The sequence below is a fragment of the Neobacillus sp. DZ-9 genome, assembly GCF_059587065.1.
Genome location: NZ_JCAIOL010000001.1, coordinates 121,458 through 135,845 on the forward strand (window position 1 = coordinate 121,458; position 14,388 = coordinate 135,845).

General features: G+C 39.9%; 12 protein-coding genes. 9 read left to right on the forward strand and 3 right to left on the reverse strand.

Features of this window, described 5'->3' with window-relative positions:
- The first annotated feature begins 58 nt into the window (after positions 1-58).
- Complete coding sequence (locus AC59HZ_RS00635) at positions 59-1,378, forward strand: DRTGG domain-containing protein (RefSeq protein ID WP_496543998.1); 1,320 nt, start codon at positions 59-61, stop codon at positions 1,376-1,378.
- Between the two features lie 51 nt (positions 1,379-1,429).
- Here the strand turns inward: AC59HZ_RS00635 and AC59HZ_RS00640 are convergent, their stop codons facing one another.
- Complete coding sequence (locus tag AC59HZ_RS00640) at positions 1,430-1,738, reverse strand: YtpI family protein (RefSeq protein WP_496543999.1); 309 nt, start codon at positions 1,736-1,738, stop codon at positions 1,430-1,432.
- A gap of 87 nt (positions 1,739-1,825) precedes the next feature.
- On the opposite strand from AC59HZ_RS00640, the gene AC59HZ_RS00645 reads away from it, so the two are divergent.
- A complete protein-coding gene (locus AC59HZ_RS00645; protein WP_496544000.1) occupies positions 1,826-2,761 on the forward strand; it encodes a DHH family phosphoesterase in 936 nt (311 codons plus the stop codon).
- A 123-nt stretch (positions 2,762-2,884) separates the two neighbouring features.
- On the opposite strand, the gene ytrI is transcribed toward AC59HZ_RS00645, so the two are convergent.
- Both ytrI and ytrH read right to left on the reverse strand, forming a co-directional pair.
- The gene (gene ytrI, locus AC59HZ_RS00650) at positions 2,885-3,388 is read right to left on the reverse strand and encodes a sporulation membrane protein YtrI (protein WP_496544001.1); all 504 of its coding nucleotides are present in this window, start codon (positions 3,386-3,388) and stop codon (positions 2,885-2,887) included.
- Positions 3,385-3,723, reverse strand: a complete 339-nt coding sequence (gene ytrH, locus AC59HZ_RS00655; protein WP_223591012.1) for a sporulation membrane protein YtrH — start codon at positions 3,721-3,723, stop codon at positions 3,385-3,387. Before ytrH ends, ytrI begins: the two co-directional genes overlap by 4 nt.
- 201 nt (positions 3,724-3,924) lie before the next feature.
- Between ytrH and dnaE the strand changes: the two genes are divergently transcribed.
- From dnaE to pyk, 7 genes are all read left to right on the forward strand, one after another.
- A complete protein-coding gene (gene dnaE, locus AC59HZ_RS00660; RefSeq protein ID WP_496544002.1) occupies positions 3,925-7,287 on the forward strand; it encodes a DNA polymerase III subunit alpha in 3,363 nt (1,120 codons plus the stop codon).
- A 115-nt stretch (positions 7,288-7,402) separates the two neighbouring features.
- Positions 7,403-8,641 (forward strand): NADP-dependent malic enzyme, encoded by a 1,239-nt coding sequence (gene ystJ, locus AC59HZ_RS00665; RefSeq protein ID WP_496544003.1) that lies wholly within the window; start codon positions 7,403-7,405, stop codon positions 8,639-8,641.
- A gap of 56 nt (positions 8,642-8,697) precedes the next feature.
- Positions 8,698-9,264 (forward strand): FadR/GntR family transcriptional regulator, encoded by a 567-nt coding sequence (locus tag AC59HZ_RS00670; RefSeq protein WP_496544628.1) that lies wholly within the window; start codon positions 8,698-8,700, stop codon positions 9,262-9,264.
- 207 nt (positions 9,265-9,471) lie between these two features.
- Positions 9,472-10,347: an acetyl-CoA carboxylase, carboxyltransferase subunit beta gene (gene accD, locus AC59HZ_RS00675; RefSeq protein ID WP_496544004.1), complete on the forward strand. Its 876-nt coding sequence runs from the start codon at positions 9,472-9,474 to the stop codon at positions 10,345-10,347.
- Positions 10,344-11,321 carry an acetyl-CoA carboxylase carboxyl transferase subunit alpha gene (gene accA / locus AC59HZ_RS00680; RefSeq protein WP_496544005.1) on the forward strand — a complete coding sequence of 326 codons (978 nt, stop codon included), beginning with the start codon at positions 10,344-10,346 and terminating at the stop codon, positions 11,319-11,321. Before accD ends, accA begins: the two co-directional genes overlap by 4 nt.
- 293 nt (positions 11,322-11,614) lie before the next feature.
- Positions 11,615-12,574: a 6-phosphofructokinase gene (gene pfkA / locus AC59HZ_RS00685; RefSeq protein WP_496544006.1), complete on the forward strand. Its 960-nt coding sequence runs from the start codon at positions 11,615-11,617 to the stop codon at positions 12,572-12,574.
- 28 nt (positions 12,575-12,602) lie between these two features.
- Complete coding sequence (pyk, locus tag AC59HZ_RS00690) at positions 12,603-14,366, forward strand: pyruvate kinase (RefSeq protein ID WP_496544007.1); 1,764 nt, start codon at positions 12,603-12,605, stop codon at positions 14,364-14,366.
- Positions 14,367-14,388: the final 22 nt, after the last annotated feature.

The following is a 14,388-nucleotide window of genomic DNA, read 5'->3' on the forward strand; positions in this document are numbered from 1 at the left end:
ACGTAATTTGCTAATCTTGACAGAATAGATTGGAATTTGATTATAAAGGGTGAAGGTCTTGGCTACTAAGCATGAACAAATTTTACAATACATTGATGGACTTCCAATCGGTGAAAAAATATCTGTGCGGCAAATCGCCAAGGCGATGACTGTAAGTGAAGGAACAGCCTATCGTGCGATTAAAGAGGCAGAAAATAAAGGCTATGTCAGCACGATTGAACGAGTTGGAACGATTAGAATTGAACGGAAAAAGAAAGAAAATATCGAAAAGCTTACATTTGCCGAAGTGGTAAACATTGTTGACGGTCAGGTTCTAGGCGGACGAGCGGGATTGCATAAAACCCTTAATAAATTTGTTATTGGTGCGATGAAATTAGAGGCTATGATGCGCTACACAGAGGCTGGCAACCTGTTAATTGTCGGGAACCGAACACAGGCCCATGAGCTTGCCTTAAAGGCTGGTGCAGCTGTCCTTATTACGGGTGGATTTGATACGGAGGACCATGTTAAAAGAATAGCAGATAAACTGGAACTGCCGATCATCTCCACCAGTTATGATACGTTTACGGTTGCCACAATGATAAACCGGGCTATTTATGACCAGTTAATCAAAAAAGAAATTATTTTGGTGGAAGATATTTTAACTCCTATTTCGGAAACCTTTTTTCTAAAAACCTCTGATAAAGTGTCAAAATGGCATGAATTAAATCAGCAAACAACACATAGCCGATATCCTGTAGTCGACCAAAACATGAAGATTCAAGGGATGGTGACGAGTAAGGATGTATTAGGTCAGGATGCGGATACTTCTATCGATAAAATTATGACCAAACATCCGATGACCGTAAATGGGAAAACAAGTGTTGCGTCCACTGCCCATATGATGGTATGGGAAGGAATTGAGGTTCTTCCAGTTGCGGATGACGCCAATCGTCTGGAAGGCTTGATCAGCAGGCAGGATGTCATAAAAGCTCTGCAAATGAACCAAAGACAGCCTCAAGTCGGTGAAACGATTGATGATATCGTGACCAATCAGATGGTGTTAATGCAAGGAAGGGCAAAAGGGGAAGATGTCTTTTCATGTGAAGTAACCCCGCAAATGACGAACCATCTAGGGACGATATCCTATGGTGTATTTACGACCATTGTCTCAGATGCCGCGAACCGAGTGCTCAGAAGCTACAAAAAAGGCGACCTCGTAGTAGAAAACATGACCATCTACTTTATTAAACCAGTTCAAATGGAAAGCAGGCTGGAGATTTTCCCAAAAATACTAGAAGTTGGCCGTAAGTTTGGGAAAGTGGATGTAGAAGTGTTCAATGAAGGAGTCTTAGTCGGAAAAGCGATGATGATGTGCCAGTTGATAGACCGGACATAAAAGGATATACCAAAAGAAAGCCGCTTCTTATGGAAAGAAGCGGCTTAGCTATTATTTTTGCATTTCTAGTTCTTTAGCTTCCTCAATCGCAAAAGGCAGGTAGTGTTTATATTTTTTGTATCCTACCCAGCTGAATAATGCTCCATAGATAATAAAAATTGCGGCAACAATGTAGGTGCCGGTTGACTGAGATACAAATAAGGAATTAATCCCAAAAAAGAAAACAAAAAGCCCAAGGGCAATATTTGATTTAGCAGAAAGCCATTTCTTTTCAACTAAACGGTTGCTTCGGATGTATTTTGTTTTATAAAATAAATAAAAAGCAAATAATATGACGATTAAAAAGGCAAAAACAAGCATTGTCTGTTCCTCCAAGTTTCAAAATCATCTATTATTGTAACTTTTATTTTTAAAAAACGCCATATTTCGTTGTAAAAAGGAGATCGTATGAAAGAGAAAATTTTAGAAACGATTGAACAATATGAAACGATTATTGTCCATCGTCATGTTCGCCCCGACCCAGATGCCTATGGCTCCCAAGGTGGATTAGTTGCGATTTTACAAGCATCCTATCCGGAGAAAAAGATTTATGCAGTTGGCCAAGAGGAATCGACTCTGAATTACATGCGTAGACTCGATGTGATTGAAGACGATGTTTATAAAGGAGCGCTGGTGATTATCTGTGATACCGCCAATGCTGAAAGAATTTGTGATAAGCGGTATTCACTGGGAGATAAGCTCATTAAAATTGACCATCATCCAAATGAAGACCCGTATGGTGACTTATTATGGGTCGAAACGAGCGCAAGTTCATGCAGTGAAATGATTTATGAGTTTTATCTGTATGGAAAAGATAAAGGCTTGAAAATGAATGATGAAGCGGCACGGCTGTTGTTTGCTGGAATAGTCGGGGATACCGGAAGATTTCTGTTTCCTAGTTCAACAGAAAAAACATTCACTTATGCAGGGGAATTAATCCATTACAATTTCTCTCGGACAGAGCTATTTGATAAAATGTACGAATTGGATGCCAATATTATTAAGCTAAAGGGTTACATATTACAAAACTTCGGGTTACATGAGAACGGCGTAGCCACTGTGAAGTTAACAAAAGAATTATTAGCCGAATACAATGCGAGGCCGGCTGAGGCATCGCTTCTTGTTGGGATATTAGGAGATGTAAAAGGGATTAAAGCATGGGTTTTCTTTATCGAGGAAAACGACCAAATTCGCGTGCGTTTACGCTCAAAGGGTCCTGTCATTAATGGGGTTGCCAGAAAGTTTAAAGGAGGCGGTCATCCGCTTGCTGCCGGTGCGTCCATCTATTCATGGGATGAGGTAAGCCAAGTCCTCAAAGAATTAGAGGAAGTATGTAAAGGTTAATTAATAAAGGCATTGTTGATTTTGAAACACTGTTGATTGGAGCGAAGCACCTGAAGCAGAAATCAACTGTTAAGTTTAACACAGCCAAAATAAAAATCGGTCCCTTTCAAATGGACCGATTTTTTATTTGTCAAATTGCAGCTCTACTTGAATAGAGAGGGTGGTATAAATGACCATTTCCTTAACCTTGAGCTTATATCTCTTTTCATTGATTTTCAATGGCTTGTTTTCAATGATTTTTTTCAGAAGATCCTTGCTTTTGTATACAGTATCTAAGTCCTTGGCAAGCATGATACTTAATTCATCCCTAACCGCTTCTTCGGTTTGAAAGGCACTAAAATAATCAAGCTTATACTTTTCATAATTAGTGATTTTAATGTTTATTTTTTGGACCGTAATTTTTTCTAGGTTCCGTTTATTTAACTCCTTATATTCTTCCTGCCAAATTTTCTTTTCATTATTTAAATCAGAAATATTATCCTGGAGACTAAGGATTTGTTTTGAATACTTCTCCTGCCAAACTCCGTGTATATATAAAAAAATGCACCAGCTAATCGCGCCGCCAATCACCATTCCAGAAAAAAATCGCTGCCAAGAGGGCCTGCGGTAATAGGGAGGGATTCTCATGATGAAATATGCTCCTGAGTCAGCCAATTGATGATAAGAGCCCCAGTCTGAGCGCCGCCTAATGCCGAGAGAATAAGTAAAAATTGTTTAAAAAGATCTCTTGTTTCCGCATTAAGGATTCCCCTCTCAAAACTATACACGGTATCAAACGTTCCGCCAATCGCCGCGACAATCGCCCAGATTCTAAGTGCTGAAGATAATCGGTACACCGTAGTTAACGGAGGTTGTCCAGTTAAGAAAGAAGCAATCCCCCCGATCAATGCCCCCCCAAGAATGACTCCTAAGGCAATAAAATAGCTTTCGATAAACGCAGGAAAAAAACCAATTTCTTTCATACCTTCATCCGCTCCTACAAAAAAATCCTTATATTCATCTATATGGACAAACCAATTTGATTATGTTCAATTTGAGAACTATCTAGCTGCAGCCCCTGGGCAAGGCGCTTCCGCTTTTAAATTAAAATGAGAACATATTTTCCTTTTTTAGCATGAAGTCCTATAATAGATAGTGAGATAATTTATAAGGGTGTGACGATTATGTCTTTTATTCACCTTCATGTATATAGTGCGTATAGTTTGTTGACCAGTACGGCTTCGGTCCCGGAATTAGTCGGAAACGCCCAATCAAAGGGCTTTCGGGCACTTGCATTAACTGACAGAAATGTAATGTATGGGGCCATTGAATTTTATAAGCTCTGTAAAAAGCATAATATAAAACCGATAATCGGCTTAACCGTGGATGTTGCCAGTGAGATAAACGAAAACGAAGCGTATCCACTCGTTTTACTCGCCGAAAATGATCGTGGTTTTAAGAATCTATTAAAAATATCCAGTGCTGTTCAAACAAAAGTAGAAAATGGGATACCGCTAAAATGGTTAAAACATTATTCAGATGGACTGATTGCCATCACACCGGGACTTGAAGGAGAAATCGAACAGCTTTTATTAAAGGGCAACGAGGATTCTGCCCGTGCATTAATTAGAAAATTAACCGCTATTTTCAGCAGCGGCAACTTTTTTTTATCACTGCAAAATCATCAGCTTGAGCAAGAGAGGACTATCCGAAATCAGCTACAGTCCCTTTCGAGAGAAATGAAAATCCCATTGGTTGCCTCCAATCGTGTCCATTATTTAGAAAAGGAAGATACCTTTGCTCACGAATGTTTGCTGGCGATTAAGAATGGTGATAAATTGCAGGATGATCTTAGAGAGAAATTGGGAAGCGATCAATTCTATTTAAAACCCACATCAGAAATGATAGATGCTTTCTTAGATGTTCCTGAAGCTTTAGAAAATGCCCTGAATATTGCCGATAGATGCCAGGTAAATATCGAATTAAATAAAACCTATTTGCCGACTTATCCGACGGAAAATGGGATACCCTCAGAGGAATACCTTGAAATGCTTTGTAAAAGAGGCCTTCTCGAACGCTTTTCCTCTCCTGACGAAGAGTATCACAACCGTTTATCCTATGAATTAGAAGTAATTAAACGAATGAAGTTTAGCAATTATTTTTTAATTGTCTGGGATTTTATGAAATATGCCCGTGAAAATGGAATATTAACAGGCCCTGGAAGGGGGTCTGCTGCAGGATCACTGGTTGCATATGTTTTATATATTACCGATGTCGATCCGTTAAAACATAATTTGTTATTTGAACGTTTTTTAAATCCAGAGCGGATTTCAATGCCTGATATTGATATCGATTTTCCAGACCATCGCCGCGATGAAGTAATTGAATATGTTGCAAAGAAATACGGAGAACTTCATGTCGCGCAAATTGTTACATTTGGGACACTTGCTGCCAAGGCATCATTAAGAGATGTCGGGAGAGTATTTGGCTTAAATTCAAAAGAGCTCGAGCAATTATCGAGGTTTATCCCTTCTCAGTTAGGCATCAATATCCAATCTGCCTACAATGAATCAGAGGGGTTTCAACGGTTTGTCCAGGAATCTTCGATCAACCGAAAACTTTTTGAAACAGCCTTAAAGCTGGAAGGCTTGCCGCGTCATACCTCTACACATGCCGCAGGTGTGGTTATTAGTGAAAAGCAGCTCATAGAGTTAGTTCCGATTCAAAAGGGTTCGAATAATGTCTATCTAACCCAATATTCAATGGAATACTTAGAAGAGATTGGCTTGCTGAAGATGGATTTTTTAGGACTTCGGAACCTATCGCTTATAGAATCCATCTTATCTTCCATTTCACGTCATACAGGAACGAATCTGGATATCAGGTCGATCCCGTTAGATGATCCAACTGTCTTCGATCTATTGTCAAAGGGGGAAACGACAGGAATTTTCCAACTGGAATCGGAAGGGATGAGAAAGGTTTTAACACGGTTAAAGCCATCAAGATTTGAAGATATTGTCGCAGTTAATGCACTTTATCGGCCTGGTCCAATGGAGAATATTCCTCTGTTTATTGACAGGAAGCATGGCAGGCAGGCAGTCGAATACCCACATCCGGATCTAAAGCCAATTCTTGAGAATACATATGGAGTTATTGTTTACCAAGAACAAATAATTCAAATTGCTTCGAAAATGGCAGGGTTTTCTCTCGGGGAAGCAGATCTGTTAAGAAGGGCTGTCGGGAAAAAGCAAAAAGAGGTATTGGACAAGGAGCGCCATCACTTTGTTCAAGGAGCGCTAAAAAAAGGATACAATTCATCCCTCGCCAATGACATTTATGATTTAATTGTCCGATTTGCCAATTATGGATTCAACAGAAGCCATGCGGTTGCCTACAGTATGATTGCATACCAGCTAGCATATTTAAAAGCTAATTTTCCAGTGTATTTTATGGCTGGACTACTGACATCTGCCATCGGAAATGAGGCAAAAATCGCGCAATATATTATGGAAACAAAGCAGAAGGATATCATTATTCTGCCCCCGTCGATTAATCAGAGCGGTTATTCCTTTTTAGTTGAAAAAGGGGCAATCCGCTATAGCCTTGCAGCGATTAAAAGCGTGGGCGGCACCGCTTTAAAAGAAATTTTTCAAACAAGGAAAACAAAGAAGTTTCTCGACTTATTTGATTTTTGTATTCGGGTTTCCCCGAAAGCCATTAATCGGAAAACACTGGAGTCTCTCGTTCATTCTGGAAGCTTCGATGAATTTGGCGAGGATCGTGCCGTAATGCTAGCCAGTTTAGATGTTGCCATAGAACATGCCCAAATATTTAAACCAGATGATTCTAATCAATTTGATTTATTTGAGGAAGAATTTAATCTCAAGCCCAAGTATGTTGAAGTCGACCCAATCAGCCAGGAAAATAAACTATACTTTGAGAAAGAAGCACTTGGACTCTACCTGTCAGACCATCCAATTTCTATTTTCGAAAAGAATCTAAAAAAGATAAGTGCGCAAGTATTGTTTCATCTAAAAGCTGATCAGCGAAGAGTTGGTGTGGGTGTCTATATTTCCTCAATGAAACCCATTCGCACAAGAAAAGGAGATTCGATGGCATTTTTAACAGTGGGTGATGGCAGCGGAGAAATGGAGGCAGTCGCATTCCCAAATGTATATAAAAAAGCTTCGCTATTTTTAGTGCAGGGAAAATTCGCCTGGCTGGAGGGAAAAATAGAAGAACGGGACGGAAAACGGCAATTTATCATTCAACAAGTATTTGATTTAGAACAGTGGCTAGAAACCAAAATAGGTAAACAATCCGTTTTGTATTTAAGAATTGTCAGGGAAAAACAGGATGAAAAATCGCTTATGCAAATTAATCATGTTTTAAAGGAAAATAAAGGGGAAACGGGAGTCGTATTACATTATGAAACAACTCGTAAAACCATTAAATTAGGATCAGAAAATAATGTTAATCCAACCTCAGTTTTATTGGATAAATTAATGTCCATTCTTGGATCAGAAAATGTTGTACTAAAAGATTAAATCTTTACAACTATCGAAGATATGTTATAGTGATAAATAGACAAGTGTGGTCTGACCACCAATTTATCAGTATATTCTATTAATTATATTGTAATTATTCGAGGGGTGACATGTCTTGACTTTACGTGAAGAAGCATTACATATGCATCGAATTAACAAGGGCAAATTAGAATCAAAATCAAAGGTCCAAGTTCGGAATGCGACTGATTTAAGCCTAGCTTATTCACCAGGTGTAGCCGAGCCATGTAAAGAGATTTATGAGAAACCAGAAACCGTATACGACTATACCATGAAAGGAAACATGGTTGCGGTAGTATCTGATGGTACAGCGGTTCTTGGACTTGGAAATATTGGTCCTGAAGCAGCTCTCCCAGTAATGGAGGGAAAAGCAGTATTATTTAAAAGCTTTGCCGGGGTTGATGCTTTTCCGATTTGCTTAAACACTACAGATGTTGATAAAATTGTTGAAACTGTTAAGTTACTTGAGCCAACCTTTGGCGGCGTAAATCTTGAAGACATTGCAGCTCCAAATTGTTTTGTTATTGAAGAAAGACTGAAAAAGGAAGCAAATATCCCAATCTTTCATGATGACCAGCATGGTACTGCGATTGTAACTGTTGCAGGTCTAGTCAATGCCTTAAAGCTTGTTGGCAAGAAAATGACAGAAATTAAAGTCGTTGCAAACGGTGCTGGGGCCGCTGGTATTGCTATTATTAAATTATTATATAGCTATGGTGTAAGAGATATCATCATGTGTGATACGAAGGGCGCCATCTACGAGGGCCGCCCTCATGGTATGAACAATGTAAAAGCAGAAGTGGCAAAATATACGAATCGTGACAATCTTTCAGGCAGCCTTGCAGATGTTATTAAAGGTGCCGATGTCTTTATTGGTGTATCCGTTGCTGGGGCTCTAACGAAAGAAATGGTAGCATCCATGAATCCTGACTCAATCATTTTTGCGATGGCTAATCCAGTTCCAGAAATTATGCCTGATGATGCGAAAGAAGCTGGAGCGAAAGTAGTGGGAACAGGCCGCTCCGATTTTCCAAATCAAGTAAACAATGTACTTGCCTTCCCAGGCATTTTCCGCGGTGCACTAGATGTTCGTGCTACCCATATTAACGAAAAAATGAAAGTAGCTGCAGTGGAAGCGATTGCGGGTTTAATCCATGAAGATGAACTAAATGCAGATTATGTCATCCCGGCTCCATTTGATCCAAGAGTTGCGCCAAATGTGGCAGCAGCAGTCGCAAAAGCTGCGATGGAAACAGGTGTCGCCCGCATAAAAGTAGACCCAGAAGAAGTAAAAGAAAAAACACAAAGGCTCGCTTTGATTGGCAAAAGTGAGTGATTCAGTAAGTGACAAGCTCAAAAGTATATTTAGAGATTGTAAAGCAATTACGAGAAATGATTACAATTGGTGGACTGAAGACAGGAGATAAAATCCCTTCAGAACGAGAATTGTCAGAGCGCCTGAATTTCGGGCGCTCTTCAGTTCGAGAAGCATTAAGAGCATTAGAATTACTTGGCCTAATTGAAACACGCCGTGGAGAAGGGACATTTATCAGAGACTTCCGCGGTCATCAGCTGGTCCAGCTTCTCGGCACATTTATTTTACAGGATGAAAAAGCCAAACGGGATGTGTTCGAAACAAAAAACTATATCGAGATGGATTGTCTGCGTTTGGTCCTTAAAAGGATGGACGAACATCATTTAGCCATTTTGCATGATTGGATAAATAAAGATGAACATTTTACTGATGATGAGTTCTTTTACCGAATCATCGAAATGTCTGACAATCACCTGTTCTTGAGGATTTGGTTAATTTTAAAAGAGTATTATTATTCTTTAGATCCCACCCGGGGTACCTATAAGTTTGAAGACTATATACTTTTACTAAATGGATTAGCTGAGAAAGATGAAGCAAAAACCCTTTCTGCTTACTGCAATTTAAGAAATTTGTCTTCATTCTAACGACAAGAACTAACAAATTTTGAACTCTTTTTATTTTATAGTGAATTCTGTACAAGCCCAATTTTAAGGGTATTTAAAATCATCCGGTGGTCTGACCACTTTTGTGAATATAAACGTATGAAGTTTAAATAAGATAGAAAGACTTCTGAATAGAACTATAGTGGGGAATCGTCCCATAATGCAGAAGCGAACCAGGGAGGTTTAATTTTGGCGCTTAAAGATCTATTTACAAAAAACCAAACAAAAAAGAAAAAATACGCAACTATACCGACAGAAGCAGCAAAAAGTGATGTTCCAGAAGGAATTATGACGAAGTGTCCCACATGTAAGAAAATCATGTATTCAAAAGAGCTCAATAAAAATTTTATGGTTTGTTTACATTGCGGACATCATTTTCCGATGAATGCGAAAGAAAGAATAGATAGCTTTATTGATGAGGGAAGCTTTGAAGAAATTAATGAAAATATGATTTCCAAAAATCCACTTGATTTTCCGGATTATTTGGAAAAGCTTGAAAAGGACCGGCAAAAAAGTAAGTTAAACGAAGCAGTTGTAACGGGAATAGGGACGGTTAGCGGACATAAAATCGTCGTGGCCATCATGGATTCATCCTTCCGAATGGGGAGTATGGGATCAGTTGTTGGCGAGAAAATTACACTTGCAATTGAAAAAGCAGATGAAATTGGTGTACCATTTGTCATTTTTACAGCCTCTGGCGGTGCTAGAATGCAAGAGGGTGCTTTAAGCTTAATGCAAATGGCTAAGACGAGTGTCGCTTTAAAGAAATTCAGCGATAACGGCGGCTTAATTATTTCCATCATGACTCATCCGACTACAGGCGGCGTTTCGGCAAGCTTTGCTTCATTAGGAGATTATAACCTCGCAGAACCTGGAGCGTTAATTGCATTTGCTGGACGGAGAGTAATTGAGCAATCAATCCGTGAAGAATTGCCGGAGGATTTTCAAACAGCAGAGTTTCTATTAAAGCATGGTCAGCTGGATGCAATTATTTCACGTCTTGAAATGGTAGATAAAATTTCAACTATTCTAGATATTCATCAACCAGGGGGTGAACTGGCATGATCGGGGAATTGGAATTTGAACGTCCGGTAGTGGAGTTAAGGAAGAAAATAAGTGAATTAAAGGAATTCACAAAAAACGCTGATGTGGATTTAAGCTCTGAAATTAAAAAGTTAGAGGGACGTTTACAAAAGCTTGAGCAGGATATTTACGAGAATATTAAACCGTGGGACAGGGTGCAAATCGCTCGTCTAGCGAACAGACCGACAACCCTCGATTATATTTCCTTCCTGTTTGAGGATTTCTTTGAATGTCATGGTGATCGCACCTTTGCTGATGATGAAGCAATTGTGGGCGGAATAGCTAAATTTAAAGGTCTTCCGGTTACGGTCATTGGTCATCAGAGAGGAAAAGACACGAAGGAAAACATTCGCCGAAACTTTGGAATGCCACATCCTGAGGGCTATAGAAAAGCCCTTCGCTTAATGAAGCAGGCAGATAAATTTAATCGGCCAATTATATGCTTTATTGATACAAAAGGTGCCTATCCAGGGAAAGCTGCAGAAGAACGGGGCCAAAGTGAAGCGATTGCCCGCAATCTGTTTGAGATGGCTGGTTTAAAGGTACCCGTTATTTGTATTGTTATTGGAGAAGGCGGCAGCGGCGGGGCCCTGGCACTCGGAGTAGGAAATCGCATTTATATGCTCGAAAACTCAACCTACTCGGTTATTTCACCAGAGGGGGCAGCTGCAATTTTATGGAAGGATGCCTCTTTCGCTAAAAATGCAGCCGAAACGATGAAAATTACAGCTCCTGACTTAAAAGAACTCGGTGTAATTGATGACATCATCCCTGAAATAAAGGGCGGTGCTCATAAGGATGTTCAAAAACAGGCTGAGGAAATTGATAAGGTTCTTAACGCCTCCTTGCAGAAATTGTTAAAATTATCTGAGGATGAGTTAATTTCCGATCGGTACAATCGATTCCGCACAATCGGTGAATATGCTTTGATCAATGATCTAATTGGAGTTAAATAAAAAATCGTGCTCACTGGGGCACGATTTTTTACTCGTTCAAAAAAGAAACACGGAAATTTCAAGGAAAAGACAATGATGACGCTTACAACGACTGATGAAACGCTTCCAGTTGACTAACTATTCTGTCTATTATAATTACTAATACGATTGGGTTGTTATGGCTATTTCTTCATGTTATTTTATTAATATTCAAAGGTTTTATGCTAATAATAAAAGAAGGTATTTTGGCATTTTCTGTGTTTCTTTCAAGGAATGATTACATAATTTTTTATTTTGATATTGAGGTGGTAGCCATGAAAAAAATTGGGGTACTTACGAGCGGTGGAGACTCCCCGGGGATGAATCCAGCCATCCGGGCTGTCGTTCGAAAAGCAATCTATCATAATGTTGAGGTTTATGGTATTTATGGCGGATATTCCGGATTAATCTGTGGAAATATTAAAAAATTAGAGCTTGGTTCCGTTGGGGACATTATTCATCGCGGTGGTACAATGCTGCATTCAGCACGGTGTCCGGAGTTTAAAACAAAAGATGTCCAGCAAAAAGGGATTGAGCAGCTGAATGTCCATGGGATTGAAGGTCTAGTTGTTATTGGCGGGGATGGTTCATACCGTGGGGCGAAGGCATTAACAGAGCTTGGCTATCCGTGTGTTGGTGTTCCTGGAACGATTGATAATGATATTCCAGGAACAGAACTTACAATTGGTTTTGATACGGCATTAAATACAGTTATAGATGCAGTAGATAAAATCCGTGACACTGCTACATCTCATGAAAGAACATTTGTCATTGAAGTAATGGGCCGGGACGCAGGGGATATTGCTCTATGGGCAGGACTTGCCGGCGGAGCAGAAACGATTCTTATTCCTGAAGAAAATTATGACATGAATGAGGTAGCAGAAAGGCTCCGTAAAGGACAAGAGCGTGGGAAAAAGCATAGTATCATCATTGTTGCTGAAGGCGTCTGCAGCGGCGTTGAATTTGCCAAGCAGCTTCAAGATTTAACGAACTTTGACACACGGGTTTCAGTGTTGGGGCATATGCAGCGCGGAGGATCCCCGACAGCTGCTGACAGAGTATTAGCCAGCAGATTAGGAGCAAGAGCAGTTGAGCTCCTCATTGAAGGAAAAGGCGGCCGTGCCGTAGGAATCGAAAAAAATCAGCTCGTGGATTACGACATTATTGAAGCTTTAGGTCGGAAGCATGTATTAGATCTAGAATTGTTTAAGCTATCAAAGGAATTATCTATTTAACTATTTTGTAGTATCGGAGGATATAAGGATGTTACGTAAAACAAAAATCGTTTGTACGATTGGTCCTGCTAGTGAAAGTGTCGAAAAGTTAACCCAATTAATAAATTCAGGAATGAATGTGGCCCGGTTAAATTTCTCCCATGGGGATTTTGAAGAGCATGGCGCACGGATTCGAAATATCCGCGAAGCAGCAGAGCAGACTGGAAACACCGTTGCCATTTTACTTGATACAAAGGGCCCGGAAATTCGGACAAACAATATGGTAAACGGTGCGATTGAGTTAAAGGCCGGAGAAAATATTATTGTTTCAATGACAGAAGTCGAAGGTACGGTTGAAAAATTCTCTGTTACATATCCAGGGCTGATAGAAGATGTGCATATCGGTTCAAAAATCCTACTAGACGATGGATTGATCGGACTTGAAGTTATTAAGATAGATAATGCCGAAAATGAAATTCATACTAAAATTTTAAACAGCGGCACGTTAAAAAATAAAAAAGGTGTCAATGTTCCAGGTGTTTCGGTCAAACTGCCGGGAATTACGGAAAAAGATCGACAAGATATCCTTTTTGGAATCGAACAAGGGATTGATTTTATTGCCGCTTCATTTGTTCGTACGTCAAAAGACGTGTTAGAAATCCGTCAGCTTTTAGAAGAGAATAATGCTGCACATATCCATATTATCCCTAAGATCGAAAACCATGAGGGCGTCGATAACATCGATGAAATTCTAGAGATTTCTGATGGTTTGATGGTGGCCCGTGGAGACCTTGGCGTCGAAATTCCTGCAGAAGAGGTTCCGCTTGTTCAAAAAATGCTCATAAAGAAATGTAATGCTCAAGGAAAGCCTGTCATTACAGCTACACAGATGCTGGACTCAATGCAGCGAAATCCAAGACCAACAAGAGCAGAAGCAAGTGACGTAGCCAATGCAATTTTTGATGGAACAGATGCCATTATGCTTTCTGGAGAAACGGCTGCAGGACTTTATCCGGTGGAAGCAGTTCAAACCATGCACAATATTGCTTCTAGAGCAGAACAAGCTTTGGACCATAAGGAAATTCTCTCAAGCCGCAGTAAAGACACTGAGCACAATCTTACCGATGCGATTGGCCAGTCTGTGGCACATACAGCTTTAAATTTAGAGGTAAATGCGATTATTACTCCGACTGAGAGCGGACATACAGCAAGAATGATTTCTAAATATCGTCCAAAAGCTCCGATTGTTGCGGTTGCTGCTGATGATTCTGTTTCCCGCCGTTTATCTCTTGTTTGGGGCGTTTATCCGCGAGTTGGAATAATGTGCGCAACAACTGATGAAATGCTTGATATTGCTGTTCAAGAAAGTTTAAACAGCGGGATTGTTAAGAGTGGTGATTTAGTAGTCATTACTGCAGGTGTGCCAGTCGGTGAAGCTGGAACAACGAATCTGATGAAAATTCATGTTGTCGGCGATATTATCACTAAAGCTCAAGGAATTGGCCGAAAGTCTGCTTTCGGTAAAGTGGTCATTGCGCATAATGCACAGGAGGCTTTAGAAAAAGTAAAGCCAGGTTCGATTCTTGTGACAATTGGTTCGGATCGTGATATGGTTCCTGCGATTGAAAAATGTGCCGCTCTCATTACTCAGGAAGGCGGATTAACAAGCCATGCAGCTGTGGTTGGATTAAACCTAGGTATCCCAGTAATTGTCGGCGTAGATAATGTATTGGAATTATTGAGAGATGGCCAAGAGATAACCGTCGATGCAACAAGAGGAGTTATTTATAACGGGCATGCAAGCGTCTTATAATAAGAAAGTCAGCTTCCTATAG

Excerpts from the sequence above, each read along its gene's own strand:
- pyk (WP_496544007.1), top strand. The coding sequence starts at position 12,603 with ATGTTACGTAAAACAAAAATCGTTTGTACGATTGGTCCTGCTAGTGAA.
- AC59HZ_RS00670 (WP_496544628.1), top strand. The coding sequence starts at position 8,698 with ATGATTACAATTGGTGGACTGAAGACAGGAGATAAAATCCCTTCAGAA.
- ytrI (WP_496544001.1), bottom strand. The coding sequence starts at position 3,388 with ATGAGAATCCCTCCCTATTACCGCAGGCCCTCTTGGCAGCGATTTTTT.
- AC59HZ_RS00645 (WP_496544000.1), top strand. The coding sequence starts at position 1,826 with ATGAAAGAGAAAATTTTAGAAACGATTGAACAATATGAAACGATTATT.
- ytrH (WP_223591012.1), bottom strand. The coding sequence starts at position 3,723 with ATGAAAGAAATTGGTTTTTTTCCTGCGTTTATCGAAAGCTATTTTATT.
- accA (WP_496544005.1), top strand. The coding sequence starts at position 10,344 with ATGATCGGGGAATTGGAATTTGAACGTCCGGTAGTGGAGTTAAGGAAG.
- pfkA (WP_496544006.1), top strand. The coding sequence starts at position 11,615 with ATGAAAAAAATTGGGGTACTTACGAGCGGTGGAGACTCCCCGGGGATG.
- AC59HZ_RS00640 (WP_496543999.1), bottom strand. The coding sequence starts at position 1,738 with ATGCTTGTTTTTGCCTTTTTAATCGTCATATTATTTGCTTTTTATTTA.
- dnaE (WP_496544002.1), top strand. The coding sequence starts at position 3,925 with ATGTCTTTTATTCACCTTCATGTATATAGTGCGTATAGTTTGTTGACC.